Source organism: Tenacibaculum sp. 190524A02b (assembly GCF_964036645.1).
GTDB lineage: Bacteria > Bacteroidota > Bacteroidia > Flavobacteriales > Flavobacteriaceae > Polaribacter > Polaribacter vairaonense.
The window spans coordinates 698,459-716,745 of sequence record NZ_OZ038525.1 but is presented as its reverse complement, the minus strand read 5'-3'; the positions used below and the strand labels follow the sequence as shown (position 1 = coordinate 716,745).

Here is an 18,287-nt window from a genome sequence, read left to right as displayed (position 1 = left end):
CTAACATTACTTTGTTGTAACCTATTTTAAGTAGTGGCAAAAAGTGGTAAAAAACAATTAAATACTGTATTACAAACAATTAAAAAGTATTTTAAATTATAATTGATTTGTTAATTTAGAAGGGATTTCTTTTTAAAGAGAAGCTTCTACTTAAAAAAAAGTATTGTTTTTTAACTATGAAGCTTCTAAATACTCAAGGATTGGAACTCCTTTTGGAGCATTTATTTTTTTACGTAACCTAGAACGACTTCTAGTGACACTATCTTGTGAAATTGCCAACATACTAGCTATTTCATTTGTATCTAAATAGAGTTTTTCCATAGCTATTAATCGTTCTTCTGCTTTGGTTAATTCAAAACCTTTATTTTTTATACTTGCAAAAAAATTAGGGTACACACTTCTAAATTTTTCTTTAAAATCATACCAATCATCATTAGTAAGAATTTTTACGGTAGTTAAATCTTGAAGTTTTTCTGATGATTTGTGTTGCCCAATTTCTTCTTTTAGCTCTTCAATTTCTTTATCTAACAATTCTTGAAGTTTGCTTTTTTCTATTAGCTGTTTTGTATACCTATTCAGTTCCTTTTTATTTCTTTCTAATTTATTAGACAATGCTTTTCTTTTACGAACTCCTTGTTTCCATATAAAGTAACCAACTAGAATAGCTATGAAAATAATTGCTATTAATAGTATTAATAAGGTTTTTCTTTTTGCTTTTGCTATTTCTTTATCTTTTTCTAGTAGTTTTATCTGAGCTTCATTTTTATAAATTTCGATATCTTTTCTTTCGGTTTCAAAATGTGATTGATGATACAAAAAAGTATTCTTTTTAATCCTTGAATTCTCTATCTCTTTATTATCTGTATAATATTTTAAGTACTTATAAGATTTATTAAACTTATTTTGATTAGCTAATACTTGAGACATTTCCTTATTTGCTTCAAGTATCATTTTGGCATCACCTACTTTATTATTTTTATCTAGTAATTCTTCAAGATACTTTTGTGCTTTAGCATACTTTCCTTTTTTATTATAAAATTTTGCAGCATAGTATAAAAAAGTATTTTTATGATACTTTGCTACATTTTCTTTTTTTAACTTTTTTTCATAACTTTTTAAATATATATATGCGCTATCTAAATTATTCTTTTTTAGAAAATATCTTACATTCATCCCAGATAGTCGGAAACTTAATGATTCCCTCATACTATTGTCTACTATCTTATTTTTTGAAATTGTTACAGAATCTAAATAACTTCTAGCTGTATTTAAATTTCCTTTTTTAAAGTAAGAAGTAAATAAATGCGCATAAGCATAAGTTATATTTGATTCTTTATTTATAATCTTAGCATTTTTTAAAATTCTTTTTCTTTCGTAAATAGCTTTATCGTGAAAACCATTTTTACCATATAGTATAGATAATTCATTTAATGTGTAGTTAGCATATACTTTATCTCCTAACATATTATATAGATTATATGCTTTCTCTAAACGTTCAATACTTTTTAAAAATTCATTGCTATTTGAATATACTTGCCCTGCAAAAAAAAGAGCATCCGCAGCATAAATAGAATCTTTAGATTTCATAAACAATTCAGCAGATTTATCATAATCTTTAGCTGCTTCTTTTAATAATTCCTTATTGAAATAAGCCGCACCTCTTTTTAATAACAGATGTCCTTCAGACTTTGGAGTAGTAAACTTTTTTTTATATTTCAACAATTGTTCTACAACATGTATTGCTGAATCTGCTTTTCCTCCATATATATACCTCTGCGCTATGAATCTAGTTTTTGAAGCTGCTAAATCATAATTACCTATTTTTTTAGCTAATAATATTGTTTGGTTTAAATACTTCCATTGTTCTGAATGATTAGTGCGAACCATTTCTAAAGTCAGCTTATCTAATATTTTCAGCTTTGTTTCTTTAGTACTTGCATTTTGTAAAACTTGCTGTAATGAGTCTATTTTTTTTTGTGAACAAATAGAAGTTATTAAACTAAAGAATGTTATAATTACAAGGGGTAACTTTTTACTCATGAACTATTCTATAAAATAATTTATTTTTAACAAAATGAATTAAGCCTGTTTTTATACTGAATCTAAAATATAATATTATTATTAAGTTGCAAATATTATTTTACTAATCTAAATTCTGAATAAATTGCTCTAACTCTTGTTTGGTTTCTAATTTCATTTTTTTTCTAATACGATATCTAGCGGATTTTATAGCATCTAAAGAAGCGTTTCTTACCGTCATGATTTCTTTAATGGATAAATTTAATCGTAATAAAGCACATATTTCTCTTTCTGTTTTTGTAAGCGAAGGAAATAATTCTCTTAATTTGGTATCAAACCCTTTGTTTACCTCTGTAATTTTATTTTGCACTTCAGAAAGTTTACCTTCTGTTTTTATTTGTACTTGTATTCCAGAAGTTATTTCCATTAGCTTTTGTTTAATATCTTCTGAGACATTGGGTACTACTTCTTTCTTTAATCTATTTAATAGCTCTTGTTTAAATTCCAACCGCATTGTGTTGTCTGCAATTATTTTTTTTGTTTCTTCTTCATTTGTTTTTATTTTTTGGTTTAATAATTCCTTTTGTAACCGTTCCTTTTCAAGTTTTTCATGTAAACCTCTAGCTTTATTTTTATAATTCCTATATAATAAGTAGCTAATACCTAAAGCGCTTAATAGTGATATTATTAACAAGACTAAATACATACGTTTTTTAAACACTTCTTCTTTTGCTAACAATTCTACCTCTCTTTTTTCTTGTTTGAATTGATAATTTAACTCTAATTCTTGTATTTTCTTAATGTTTTCTATATTAAATATCGAATCAGAATGTCTATTAAACACTCTATAATCCTGGTATGCATCTTTGTAATTACCTAATTTAGCATTTAAAAAGCTTTTTCTTAAATATGCCTTTGCTATATATTCTCTAAACTTTTCTTGTGATGCTACTTGCAAAGATGAGTCTATGTATATTAATGATTTTGAGAAATCTTTTGTTTTTTTATAAATGTTTGATAAGTTTCTATACGCAACACATAATGAATATTTTTTTTGGTGTTTTTTAGCATATTTTACATTATTTAAAGCCAATTCTAATGCTTTATTATATTTTTTTTGCTCTAAGTTAACCGCCACCATATTGTTATTTACTCTTTGTACATCATCAAAACTTTGAATACTTGTAAATAATTCTCTAGCTTTTTTATAACACACAATAGCGGAATCAATATTCTTACTTTGTCTATAGGAAACTCCCATCATATTATAGCCTGCCGCCATACCATGAATATCTTTAACAACTTTTTTAATTTTTATAGATTGCTTATAAAGCTTAATTGCCTTAGTATGATTATCTCTGTGTCTATACACCATTCCCATATTGTGTAATACATCAGATATACGTTCTATATCATTAAAATCTTGATAGATTTTTTTTGCTTTTAAATAGTAATCTATAGCCTTAGGATATTCCGCTTTTCTTCTATTAATTACACCTTTAATTACATAAGCTTTAGCTAACTGTTTTAAAGTAATACTGTCCTTTTTAGTAGCTATTAACTTTAGTGCTTCTTCTACCAACTGATCCGAAGCGCTAAAATTACGATCGTACTGATATTCAGCTAAATTGAGCAATGCCTCAATTTTATTTTTTGGTTTATTGGCGGTAGTTACTTTGTTTTGAAGCTCTCTTAAAATACTTTCTTGATTTTGACCTTTAACAAATACAAAAAAAAGTGCAAAAATAATGGTTAAGTTATACTTCATATTTTACAAAAGTACTAGAATTTATTTTTGCAAGTAAAACATTTATTATATACATAGTTCTAATAATTACATAAAAAAACTCGGAGCTGAGATACTCCGAGTTGGGAATAGATACCATGAGTAGTTAATTCAAATAGTTATTTAGAGAACAGCTAAGTATTTTAATGCCCTACTGCTTCTAAAAAGTGTAGGTATCTATCTATCGTCGGTGATAAAATTTATATACACTTTTAGTTTTGGTTACATTTAAAACCTCATCATTTATACTCTTATAAATAATTTTAGATTTTATATATAACCGACATTTAGATTTGTTACAACACAAAAGTGTTGTTATAATCTACTTTAATCTTATGCATTTAGGAATTGTCTATAGCAATACCTTTTTCTTTCTTTAGCAAACTTAGTAATTTCATTTTTTAGGAACAAAACTTTTCTTTTTTTTAACATTTATAATACACTATTTATGACCTTAGTATTTATACTTAATTAAACAAGTCAAGATATAACCTTTAATCTTGACTTGTTTTTCTTTATTTATGTTTTATAAATCTTTTATTCTAATATAACTTTTTTTGTAATATTCAAGTTGTTACTTTTTACATTAACTAGATAAACTCCTATTGGAAAATTTGAAGTTTTTATTTTATTTTGTCCAGCACCACTATAAACTTCTTCTTTTAAAACTGTTCCTAATGTATTGAAAATAGTCACTGTAAATTTCTCATTATAAATTCCTTTAATAATTACATTTTTATCGGTTGTTGTATATATTTGAGTTGTTTCTATGAGACTTTCCTCTTCAACTGCCAATGTTTTAGACTGAGTGTGAATAAAAAATCGTCCTATTTCTTCAGTCTCTTTATCAAAGGTTATTTGATAGGTTTCTGTTAAGTTATTCAACTTTGTTTTTACACCTAATAATTTATCTTCTATATATACATCTAATCCAGCTGGTAAATTTTTTGTTTTAATACTAATACTAATCTTCTTACCTACTTCTGATTTAATTCCTAAAGGAATTATTGTTTTTTCGTAATTATCATTTGGTAAAGATTGTAAGGTAAAGTTTTGTTTACTACTCCCTGATACTAATCTAGTAAATATATCAAATTTAGCTCCTTCAAAATTCTCTACATCATACCCTGGATCTAATCCCTTCTTTCCATTGGTTAAATATTTAATATTTGTATCTACTGTAATATCTCCTTGTTTCGCCAATACTTGAATGCTTGGTACTATGGCTTTCCTTGAAAATGCGCTTACTACAGTAGCATCAGTTAAACGTTGTTTTTGTTTAAAGCTTATAGAAGATACTCCTTCTTTAGTTTTTACAAAGAATCCTTGTCCTACAGTCAACGAAAGAGCTTCCCCAACCAATGTTTTAGCTACATATTTATTTTGGGTTACATCCCAAATATATACTCCTACATTTGTTGGATTAAACTTACTTAGGTTTTCTTGTATAAAATTAGTTCCTGTATTATTATTTACAGGCATATAAGCCGTATATGGATTTCCTACAGCATTCCATTTGTCTTCTTGCGCACTTATATTTACATCTTCTGTTTCAATAGTTCCTTTAAACTTAACACTTCCATCTGTAACTCTTGAAATAATATATCCTTTTCCTCTTTCAAAGGTTAAGGCATCTGTTTGAATATCATCTGCTGTATAATACGTCCATTTGGAACCTGCCACTTTTGTATCATCATAAAACCCTACGGCATAGCGATTAGGTGTTACCGTTGTGTTTACTCTAATAGCATTTTCAGGGTTTTCAATAAAACTTTTTATTGACTGACCAACCACCGGTACGGTAATAATACTCCATTTATTAGCTATTAACCCAGAGCGTTCAAAAGTTACCATTCCGTTTGAAGTTCCTTTTACTACTAATACACCACTCTTATTTTCTTTAGAACTTATATTTACTGTTCCTTTATTTACAAAATCAGCTTCTATAATTGCAGCTCCACCTTCAGATATATTTAAACTTGAAGATTCCTCAATTACTAGGTTTTTTGCATTGGCTGTTTTTCCTTCATCAACAACTGGCGTAGTTATTACATTAGGTATTAATACATCATTAGTTGATAATGGTGTAGTATTATCTTTCCAATTTGTGTTGACAACCCAATCTGTATTTGTATTTCCTGTCCATTCTTTAAAGTCAATTTCATTATAATTTGTAAAGGCAAAATCTGTAAAATACAACTCTCCTTTAGAAGTTTTATCAAACTTAAAGGTTATACTCTTAATATTTTCTAAGTCAATAGTATTAAAGTTACTTAAAGGTATTGCTATTGTATTTGCTATATTATGAGGTGTTATGTTCCCAATAGTTCCAGGTGGGGGAAAAAGAGCATTAGTATGAGGAGCCACTTCTGTACTTGCTTCTTTTCCTGAATCATCTATAATAGAGATTGAAAAATTCTGATTACCTCCTACTCTATTAATTTGAAAAGGAGGAAATGCAGTTACTCCTGCTCTTAGTGTGAAGTGCGTGTATGAACTTATATTTTTTTGTTTTTCACTTACCGTGTAGGCTATTTTTGAGTTTGTAGTACCATTCCAAGATACCAATATTCTAGGTAGTCCTGTTTTATGTTCTGGAGAATAGTGATCATCAAGACGTTTGTCTATATCATTATCCAAATTACCACATAGGTGTTTTTCATCTCCTGTACCACAAATACTAAAAGATGTTAATCCTTCTCGTACAATCTTATCACTATTTTCAAGAATATTTAAATTCATTCTTTTAACTTCAGGAGCATGATAAGATACATGTACCTCATTATTGCCTAATTGTGTTGACGCTGGAATGTGATTGTTAATACCAAAAATTGGATCTGAATACCTAAAATCTTTCTCTACATACGTTTTTATAAAAGAATGTAAATAAGCATTTAGTATGTTACGTTGTTTTTCTGGAGAAAAACGATTATTAGGATCTCCGCAAAAACTTCCTGTATTTCCTACATTTTCTTCCAAAGATTTCCAATCATCTGAAGTTCCTGCTGTAAAATTCCCTGGAGTCCATATAATATTAAAATAGTTGTGGTTAGCTCCCATTAATAATATTTGATGAGTACTTGAATCAGAATTTTCGGTTTGTCTATCATAGTTCCATACTCCAGGAGCCTGCGTAAGGTCTCCATCACAATAAGGAATCATTACTGAATAATTCATTCCTTTAGGTACAATAAAATTATTAGTATTTGTTGGAGCTACAGAAAAAACACCTTTGATTTTATAAGGGCTTCCTAAGTTTTTATTATGAATAAAATGTTTTACTACACCTTCTCCTCCTCTAGAATGCCCCATGGTTATTACATTGTTAAAATCCATAGTATTAAATGTTGGAACATCAGCTACTTTTAGAGTAGCATTTTCGTTAAACTCTTTGAGTAAATTAAGGTGCTCTTGGATTAGTTCGGCTCTTAATTGTGCCCCTTCATCTTTTATCTTTAGAGGAACATTCGTATTCTCTGATAATTGTTTATCTCTTTCTACAGCATCAATAATAGCATTAGAGTCAATACTTACTACAACATAACCATGTGTTACTAGAGTATTTGCAATATATCTAAAACCATGATAATTAGGAATCTCATTGCTTTCTCTATTAAAGGCATCTCCACAATTGGTTGTAAGAAACCCATCAGAGCCTTCATTTATATAACAAATATTATGACGTCCATGTAATAATACAATTACAGGAAAAGGACCTTGAACACCTCTAGGTATTGTTACATAGCCTCTTAAATTTATATCTCTGTTGGGTAAACTTGGTAATTTAACTGTTTTGTTAATAGGGTATTCATCTCCATTCCAATCTCCTTGACCTATCGTACCAGGATCTATCTGTTCTATTATTTTTTGAATTGTGTTTTCTTGCGAAAATGAAATACTTATTGTGAGTAAACAAAATGTAATACTAAATAATTTTATTACTTTTTTGATTTTCATAATGTTGTCTTTGTTAAAATAAAATTTCATAGTATAAAACTTTTAAATCAACATTTACCCTACTTTTTTTGGAAAAAAAATTAATTTAACTCATTACTTTACAACAACATACATTACAAAACACTATACTTTTACAACAAGTAAAAAGCCAAGACACTAGGTATCTTGACTTTTCTTCTATATATAGTAGTTATTTACTTTTAATAAAGTTTAATCCTCTATTTTATAAATTTTTAATTATTAAATAATAACCATCTCTTTTATCTTAACGTTTTAAAATAGATTATTTTATTTAAGATCAATTTAAATCAGAATTTGTATAATTAGTACAACGTAATTATTCTATAATTATTTTTTTTGTTATGGTTTGTTTCTCTGAAACTAACTTAACTATATAAGCTCCTGATGATAATTCAGCTACGTTTATTGAGGTTTTAACCGCTCCTTTATAATTATCTTCTATCACTTTTGATCCTAATGTATTGAATATTTCTACTGTAAAATCTTCTCCATTGACATCTTCAATTATTACACTTTTGTTAGTTGTTGTATAAATATTTATATATTTTACCTCAACTTCTGGTACATTTAAAGAAGCTGATTTGGTATGAATAAAGAAACGTCCTATTCCTTCTGTTTTCGTTTTGAAAGTTACATTGTATACTGCTTTTGCATCACTCAATTTAGTTTCTACACCTAGTTTTCTATCTTCTAAATACACTTCTACTCCAACTGGTAAGTTGTCTACATTCATTGTTATACTTACCTCCTCTCCTGCTTTTGAAGTTATTCCTAATGGGATTACCATACTTTCATAATTAGCATTTGGTAAAGATTGTAAGGTAAAGTTTTGTGTATTTATTCCTGACACTAACCTAGTATACACATCAAATGCTGCACCTCCAAAATTCCCTACATCATACCCTGGATCTAAACCTTCAGTTGCATTATCCATATATTTAATATTGGTGTCTACTGTAATAGCTCCTTGTGTTACTTGTACTTGAATACTTGGATAAGCTTCTTTTCTTGAGAATACTTTTACATCTGTAGGGTCTGATAAACGCTGTACCTCTTTAAAGTTTATAGATGAAACTCCATCCGTAGTTTTTACAAAGAAACCTTGACCTACTGTTAATGCAGAAGTATCTCCTACTAAAGTCTTGGCCACATATTTGTTTTGCGTAACATCCCAAATATAAACTCCTACATTAGCTGAACTGAACTTATCAAAGTTGGCTTGAATAAAGTTTGCATTACCATTGGTGTTTATTGGCATATAAGCTGTATATGGATTTCCTACTGAATTCCATTGATCGGCATTTACACTAACTGATACATCTTCCGTTTCTAATGTTCCTGTAAACTTTACACTTCCGTCCATTGCTCTTGAAATGATATATCCTTTTCCTTGCTCAAAAGTTAAGGAACTGGTTTGAATATCATCTGCTGTATAATACGTCCATTTTGTACCTACTGCTTTGGTATCATCATAATATGCTACTGCATAGCGTTTAGGTGTTACTGTGTTATTTACTCGAATTCCATTTGTTGAATTTTCTATAAATTCTTTTATACTTTGTCCTGAAACTGGCGCAGTAATTATACTCCACTTATTACCAACCAATCCAGTACGTTCATAAGTAACATTTCCATTAGCCGTTCCTTTAACGATTAACGTTCCACTTGTATTCACTGAAGAAGTAATACCAATAGTTTCATTGGTGGTTAAATTTCCATTAACAATTACTGCCCCATTATCTGAAATATCAAAATCTGCTAATGTCTCAATGGTTAAATCATTTATTTCAGCAACAACTCCTGAACCAATTACTGGCTGATTAGTAACATCCTGAATAATTATATCATTTGTAGTTAATGGTATGTTATTACTAGACCAGTTTCCTGAATCTATCCAAACTGTTCCGTTAGCACCAGACCATATAGCTGTGTTGTTACAATCTTTACCTCCATCGGTAATCGTCCAATTATAAGGAGCCGATGCTAACGTATTTCTAGCACTTTCAGACAAACAGTATGTAACATCTGCATTTAATTTCAAATTCGCTGGAATTGCAGTTTCTCCTGCTTCTATTGTAGCCCAGCCAATTAATGTTTTATCATAGTTTTCTTGTGATATCACTGTTCCTATAAAAAAATCGTCAAACGCTTCTACTTTACTTATATCCCATGCAGAAAGATCTTGATTAAATGAAGAAGCTCCTTCAAACATATCATGAATATCATATACGCTACTCATATCCCAACCACTTAAATCTTGGTTAAAAGCCGTTGCGTTTCTAAAGAACCCATCCATATAATCAACAGTACCTAAAGTCCAATTTCCTATGGGTTGGTTAAAAGCTGTAGCTCCTGAAAATGTATCACTAAAGTCATCAGCTGTACTAACATTCCAATTAGCTATATTTTGGTTAAATGAAGTCGCTTCTTTAAAAGTTCCGGAAAGATTATCAAGAACCGTAAATTCCCAATCTCCTATATTTTCATTAAATAAAGAACACTCTGCAAAAGTTTGACTTATACTAGTTATTTTACTAACATCCCAGTTATTCATTTTATCTTTTAAGTCTTCTAAATTGGTACATCCTTTGAACATTCCTCTCAAGCTAGTTACTAAAGATAAATCAGGAACATCATCAGCATTTAGCTTTAAATTAATACAACCATTAAAAGCAGATCCCATTGAAGTCCATTGTTGTGTTCCCCATTGCTCTATAGTTAAAAGGTTTTCTCTAATATCTGAACCAAAGAAAAATATTTTTGGAAATTGTCCTATAATTTTAATTGTTTGTACTCCAGGAGTAGCATAACTGTGAGAAGCTTCTCTTGTGTATCCTTTAATAGTACCATCTCCCCAATCTACTACATAATCGTAAACTGAACCAGAAGCTGTAGGAATGGTTATTGTCTCATTAGCTGTATTGGTTTGCCATGTATAAATAAAAGCATTCGTAAAATCACAATTTTGACCTCCGTCAGTAATAGTCCAGTTATAAGGTGACGATATCAAGGAACTTCTTGCACTTTCAGCTAAGCAATAGGTGGCACTAGCATCAAACCTTAAATTAACCGGAATCCCTATTTCTCCTGCTTCTAAAGTAGCCCAACCAATTAAGGTAGTATCGTAATTTTCTTGTGTTATTCCAGTACCAGTAAGCATGTCAACCATAGTGGTAACACTACTTATATCCCAACTAGATAGCTCTTGATTAAAATCGCGAGCACCATCAAACATTCCGTTCATAAACTTTACACTCGCAACATTCCAATTATCCATAGGTTGATTGTACTTGAATGCATTTTGAAACATAAAGTGTGTACGATCTACTTTACTAACATCCCATGTATTTAAAGATTGATTAAATTTACTAGCTGATTTAAACATTTCAGACATATCAATAAAGCCAGTAACAAATTCTCCAATATTCCATTGAGAGATATCCTGATTAAAACGTGAAGCAGATCTAAACATTGATTTAAAAGAAGTTACTTTACCCACATTCCACGTTGAAATATTTCCATTAAAACGTGAAAGGTAAAACATCCAACTCATATTGGTTACATTTGACGTATCCCAACTTGAGAAGTCTGCTGCTCCGATTGCTTTACAAGCAGTAAACATAAAACTCATATTAGTTACCTGTGATAAGTTTGGACTATCTGTTGCATTGATTTCCAAAAATTCGCAACCTCTAAAGGCATCTTCCATAGACTTCCATTCTTGTGTACCCCATTGCTCTATAGATTTTATTTTGTCTTGATCTCCTGTACTGTTAAAATGTATCCTTGGAAAGTTTCCTAGTATTTTTACAGTATGCGTTCCTGATGTTACATATTCATGCGTAGCATTTCCAGTAAATCCACTCTCAATAGTTCCATCTCCCCAATCTACTATATAGTTGTATCCATTTCCAGCGGTTGGAATGGCAATACTTTCATTTGCAGTAGTGGTTTCCCAAGTGGTAATAAATGCATTAGTAAAATCACAAGCTATACCAGCGTCTGTAATGGTCCAGTTATATGGTGTCGATGTTAATATATTTCTGGCTTCACCTCCTAAACAATAATTACTATTTCCTCCATCAAAGGTAATCCCTACGGGTATTTCTTCTCCAGCTTCTTGGGTAGCCCAGCCTATTAAGGTAGCATCATAATTTTCTGTAGAGAGTTTAGTATTCTGAAACATATCTGACATATTAGTCATATTACTAATATCCCATTGACTTAAATCTTGATCAAAACTAGCACATTGACGAAGTATCATCCCTGCATTTGAAACTTTACTAACGTCCCAATTTCCAATAGGCTGATTAAAATCTCTTGCTGTAATAAACATCGAAAACATATTAATATCACCAGTAACGTTTTCTCCGATATTCCAATTACTAATATCCTGATTAAAAGCCGAAGCTCCTTGGAACATATAAATGAAATTACTTACATTACCTACATTCCAACCAGATATACTACTACTATTAAATGCCGTTGCAGCAGAAAATGTAAATGCAAAATTTTCAACACCACTGATATCCCAACCTGAAAAATCAACTTTAAAGTTTTTATCTAACGAACTACAATCCCTAAACATCATGCGAAGTGAAGTTACCATAGATAAATCTGGTGCATCTGGTGCTTTGACCTCTAGATTTATACATCCCCAAAAAGCTTTGTCCATTGAGGTCCATTCTTGCGCCCCCCATTGGTCAATAGCTACTATTTTATCTTTATCACCTGTACCATGAAAGAATATTCTTGGAAAGTCTCCAGTTATTTTCACCATGTATATTCCTGCAGTAGCATATTCATGTGTAGCATTACCTGTAAAACCACCTTCAATGGTTCCATCTCCCCAATCTACAGCATAGCTATACCCTATTCCAGTAGTTGGAATCGTAATACTTTCATTAGCTGTAGTGGTTTGCCAAGTAGTGATAAAAGCATTAGTAAAATCACAATTCATACCTCCATCTGTAATAGTCCAATTATAAGGAGTTGCTATTAATGTGTTTCTAGCATTTCCTCCAAAACAATACGTATTAGCATTGGCATTTAAGATTACATTACTTGGAATACTAGTTTCACCTGTATCTAATCTAGCCCAACCGACAAGTAACTTATCATAGTTTTCATTACTAAACTTAGTAGCTCCCTTAAACATATTTTCAGCAGTTAGTGTCTGCATTGGATGTGTTCCTAAGCTACTTATATCCCAACTACTTAAATCTTGATTGAACTCTGTAGCAGCATTAAACATATTATCCATTCTCTGTACTTTAGAAACATCCCATCCACCAATATCTTGATTAAATGCGGATGCTCTTGTAAACATCGTAGCCATTATAGTAGCACTACCAGTATCCCATCCACTAATATTTTGATTGAATTTGCTAGCATCTACAAAAGTTTGTAAGAAAGTTCTAACATTACCTACTTGCCAAGAACTAATATCTTCATTGAATTCACTACAACCAGCAAACGTGGCAAACATATTTTGAACATTGCTTACATTCCAATCGTTCATTTTATCTTTTATGTCTACTAAATTGGTAGCTCCTTGAAACATTTGATGTATATTAAACAAAGTAGGTTTACTAAAATCAGGAGTATCATCGGCATTTAGCACCAAATTAGTACAGCCTCTAAATGCGGAATGCATAGAAGTCCATTGTTGTCTCCCCCATTGTTCAATAGCAATGATTTTATCTTTATCGCCAGTATTATTGAAATAGATTCTTGGAAAATCTCCTAGTATTTTTATGGTATGTGTGCCTGCAGTTGTATAGGTATGGGTTGCATTTCCTGTAACATTACTATCAAAAGAGCCATCTCCCCAATCTACCACATAGTTGTATCCCGTTCCTGTAGTGGGAATGGCAATACTTTCATTTGCTACAGTGGTTTCCCAAGTGGTGATAAAATAATCGGCCGTACAGCTCGATCCTCCATCTCTAATGTTCCAATGGTAAGGAGTACTTGTTAATTTATTTTTTGCTACTTCTCCTAAACAATGCTGAAGTGTTCCTAAATTTAAAGTAATACCTGAAGGGATTTGTGTTTCTGTATTTTCCAAAGTAGCCCAACCAATTAAAGTGGTATCGTAATTATCAGTTGTTAGTGCCGAATTTTTAAACATATCCCCCATATTGATAGCACTACTGATATCCCAAGTACCTAAACTTTGATCAAAAGCTTCAGCGTCTTCAAACATGCTGATAAATCCACTCACCTTACTTACATCCCAATTTGCTAATGATTGGTTGAAAGCTTTAGTTTCAGAAAACATACCATCCATGCTTCGTACCTTGCTTACATCCCAATTTCCAATGGGTTGATTAAATTTTTCAGCACCTAGAAACATTGCAGCCATATCAATAGTCCCAGTAACATGTTCACCAATATTCCAACTACTAATATTTTGATTAAAAGCAGTATTTCCACCAAACATTCTAAAGAAATTCGTCACATTACCAACGTCCCATCCAGTAATATCAAAGTCAAAAATAGAGTCCACAAACATATGAGACATATCGGTAATCGTACTTGTATCCCAAGAATTCATAGCCCCCTCATTATCCACAAATGCACTAGTCCCTCTAAACATATACCTTAATGATGTCGCTTGACTCAGATCTGGTGCATCAGACGCATTTGATTCTAAATTGGCACAACCATAAAAGGCTCGCTCCATACTCGTCCATTGTTGCTTACCCCATTGATCGATAGAAATTATTTTATCCTTATCTCCCGTATTATTGAAATAAATCCTTGGGAAATCTCCTGAAATTTTCACTTTATATGACCCTGGTGCTGTATATTCATGTGCAGCGTTTCCTGTAATATTCGTTTCAAAAGAACCATCTCCCCAATCCACTGTATAATTGTAACCTGAACCTGTAGTAGGAACGGTAATACTTTCGTTAGCTGAAGTAGTTTGCCAAGTGGTGATAAAAAAATCAGCACTAGCACATCCTAAACCAGCATCATTTATTGTCCAATTTTTATTTAGCTCTAAAATAATTTTTGCTGGTTCGGCAAAACAATATTGCAAACCACTAGCCCCTAAAGCCTTATCATTTGGGGTATTTGGATTGGTAACCCAACCTTGTAAGGTAGCATCGTAATTGACTACAGATAATCCTGTACCATTTAACATACTCCCTAAATTTGTAGCACTGCTTAAATCCCAATTTCCCAAATCAACATCAAATAAACTCGACCCTTTAAAAGCACTCGTGAAATTCTCGATGTTACTTACGTTCCAGTTTTTGATTTGTCCTCCATTATCCACTAGCTTTTTACAGTTATTAAAAGCATCTTCAAAACTAGTTACATTAGATAAGTCTGGCATATCTGTAGCATTAATTACTACATTGTCTGCTCCCGAAAAAGCTCTTCGAAATGAGGTCCATTTCGATGCTCCCCATTGCTCTACAGTATACATTTTATCTGCCTCTGGACGGTTATTTGCATACAATTGTCCTATTGTTCCGGAAATTTTAACGGTGTAAGTTCCAGGGGTAGCATACCTATGAGACTTACTTCCGCCTTCTGGTGTTGAAGTTCCATCTCCCCAATCTATAGCAAACGAAGATCCTCCTCCAGTGGTTCTTATTTGAATACTTTCATTATTAGAAGTGGTTTTCCATGTTGAAATAAACTTATCTTCTTCATCACAAACTATATCTCCATCGGTAATTATCCATTTAAAATTGTTTATTAAGCTTTGTCTTACACTAGCCCCAACACAGTAGTTACTATTTCCTCCATGGAAGGTAATATCACTAGGAATTTGTGTTTCTCCAGCATCTAGAGTAGCCCAACCAAATAATGTAGCATCATAATTGTCTGTACTTAAACCAGCATTCTCAAACATATTGTCCATTCCGAATGATCCATTAATTCCATTCACAGCACTAATATCCCAACTAGCTAAACTTTGATCAAATGCTGTAGCCCCTTTAAACATAATACTAAATATCTCAACTTTACTAACATCCCAATTGGAAAGGTTTTGGTTAAAACTAGTAGCACCCCAAAATACACCTTCACATTGTGTTAAATTGTTAAATACCCAAGTTCCGATAGGTTGATTGAAAGCGCTATTTTGAGCAAACATTAAACTAATGTTCTCAGCAGCTTGCATATTCCAACCACTAATATTTCGGTTAAATGACGAAGCTCCTTGAAATGCTCCATTAAATTCCTTAATTGTACTTACATTCCAATCTTTTAATTTGTCTTTTGCATCTGTAAGAGAAGAAGCATTTTGAAACATAAATCCGATTGAGGTAGCTTGAGACAAATCAGGTACGTCGTCTGCATTTAATTCTAAATTTGAACATCCGTAGAAAGAAAAATCTAAACCTGTCCATTTATTTGTTCCCCATTGCTCAATCGAACGAATTTTTTCTTTACCTATACGATTAAAGAAATATAACTGAGAAAAATCTCCATAAATCTTTACCGTATAGGTTCCTGCTGTTGCATAGGTATGGGTAGTATCTCCTGTAAAATCACTTTCAATGGTTCCATCTCCCCAATCTACGGTATAATCATTAGATGAACCAAACATGTAAATTGGAATGCTTAAATCTCCACCAGTAACTGTCCAAGTGGTTATAAATTTTTCTTCTTCAGGGCATACTTGACCTCCATCAGTAATTGTCCAGTTTTTAGGAGCTCTTGTTAATATATTTCTAGCTGATTTATCACAATACGTACTATTTCCTCCACTAAAAGTTACATTCGTTGGAATTTGAGCTTCTCCAGCTTCTAATGTAGCCCAACCTAACAGAGTAGCCTCATAATTTTCTACTGAAATATCTGTATTATTAAGCATATTCGTCATATCTGAAACTGACTGAATATTCCAATTACCTAAAGACTGATTAAATATTGAAGCTCCACTAAATAAACCTTTCATTTTGGTTACATTAGATACATTCCAATTACTCAAAGATTGATTAAATTTTGATGCTCCATTAAACATTTGAGACAAATTAGTTACTTTGCTCATATCCCAACCTTCAACAGGTTTATTAAAAGTAGTAGCAAAACTAAACATTCTTTCCATAGATATATCACCAGAAACACGTTCACCAATTTTCCATCCACTAATATCCTGATTAAAAATATCTGCTCCAGCAAACATGAATTGAAAATTATCAACGCTTCCTACATCCCAAGAACTAATATTTCCATTAAACTTATCTGCTGAAAGTAACATTCCGTTCATTTTGGTAATGGTACTTACATTCCAATTAGATAAATTAGAACCTTCAAGATTAAAACAATCTCGAAACATATTTGCTAGGCTGGTTGCATTACTTAGGTTTGGATTGTCTGTTGCATTTATGACTAAATTCGTACATCCTCTAAATGCTGCTTCCATTGAAGTCCATTGAATATTTCCCCATTGTTCTATGGATAAAATATTATTCTTATTTCCACCATTATTAAAATGAATCCTAGGAAAATCTCCGTAAATTTCTATTTGATGTATTCCTGGGGTTTCATACGTATGTGTTGCATTACCCGTTATATTTTTACTGATTAGTCCGTCTCCCCATATTACATTATAATTATACCCCGAACCTGTTGTGGGTATTGTTATGGTTTCGTTTGGTATAGTAGTTTGCCATGTTGTAATAAACTTATCTTCTTCACAAACCTCACCTCCGTCAATAATCGTCCAATTAAACTCAGCTGGATCAGTTAAAAAACGTCTTGTTAAACGACTAGCACAATAGGTACTATTACCTCCATTAAATACCACATTCGATTTTAAATTACCATTTATCCCTAAGCTTGCCCAACCTGTTAAGGTAGCATCATAGTTTGATGTAGAAAGTGCTACGTTTTGAAACATATTATCCATAGATAATGCATTGGAAATATCCCATTTTCCTAGGTTTTGGTCAAAATTTACAGCTGCATAAAACATTTCTCTAAAATCTTGTATTGTGCTTACATTCCAATCGTCTATAGCATTCCCGTTATCCTCTAAAGAAACACATTCTCTGAACATTCCTTTCAAAGAAGTACATAGTGATAAACCTGGAGTATCGGTTGCATTTACTACCATATTTGTACATCCGTTAAAAGCCTCAGTCATATTTGTCCATTGATTATCTCCCCATTGCTCAATAGAAAGAACTTTTTGAGTATCGCCTGCATTACTAAAAAATATTCTTGGAAAATTACCTTTAATAGAAATGGTATATTCTCCTGGTTCTCGATATGTATTCGTAGCATTTCCTGTGTAACCATCAATAAAAGATACAATAATATCCAATCCTCCTGACCTATAATTATCACGCCATTTTACTGAGTAATCATAAGTTTCATTTACATGAGTAGGAATAGTAAAGGTTTCGTTAGGTGAATCTGTTTTGATTTTTATTCTAAAGGAAGTAGATGTGTCTTGGGCATTTACACCAAATAAAAAACCAAATAAAAAAAATGTAAAGTAAATATGTTTCATAAAATTATGATAAGTACGATT

The 18,287-nt window shown here is 31.4% G+C and carries 4 protein-coding genes; all 4 read right to left on the bottom strand.

Annotated features, from left to right (window positions below; translation table 11 throughout):
* Positions 1 to 174 precede the first annotated feature (174 nt).
* Complete coding sequence (locus tag ABNT65_RS02940) at positions 175 to 2,040, bottom strand: tetratricopeptide repeat protein (protein WP_348736562.1); 1,866 nt, start codon at positions 2,038 to 2,040, stop codon at positions 175 to 177.
* A gap of 103 nt (positions 2,041 to 2,143) precedes the next feature.
* Positions 2,144 to 3,787 carry a tetratricopeptide repeat protein gene (locus ABNT65_RS02935; protein WP_348747126.1) on the bottom strand — a complete coding sequence of 548 codons (1,644 nt, stop codon included), beginning with the start codon at positions 3,785 to 3,787 and terminating at the stop codon, positions 2,144 to 2,146.
* Between the two features lie 555 nt (positions 3,788 to 4,342).
* Entirely contained in the window at positions 4,343 to 7,762 is a 3,420-nt protein-coding gene (locus ABNT65_RS02930; protein ID WP_348747125.1) for a T9SS type A sorting domain-containing protein, read from the bottom strand.
* Between the two features lie 337 nt (positions 7,763 to 8,099).
* Positions 8,100 to 18,266 (bottom strand): BspA family leucine-rich repeat surface protein, encoded by a 10,167-nt coding sequence (locus ABNT65_RS02925; protein ID WP_348747124.1) that lies wholly within the window; start codon positions 18,264 to 18,266, stop codon positions 8,100 to 8,102.
* Positions 18,267 to 18,287 lie beyond the last annotated feature (21 nt).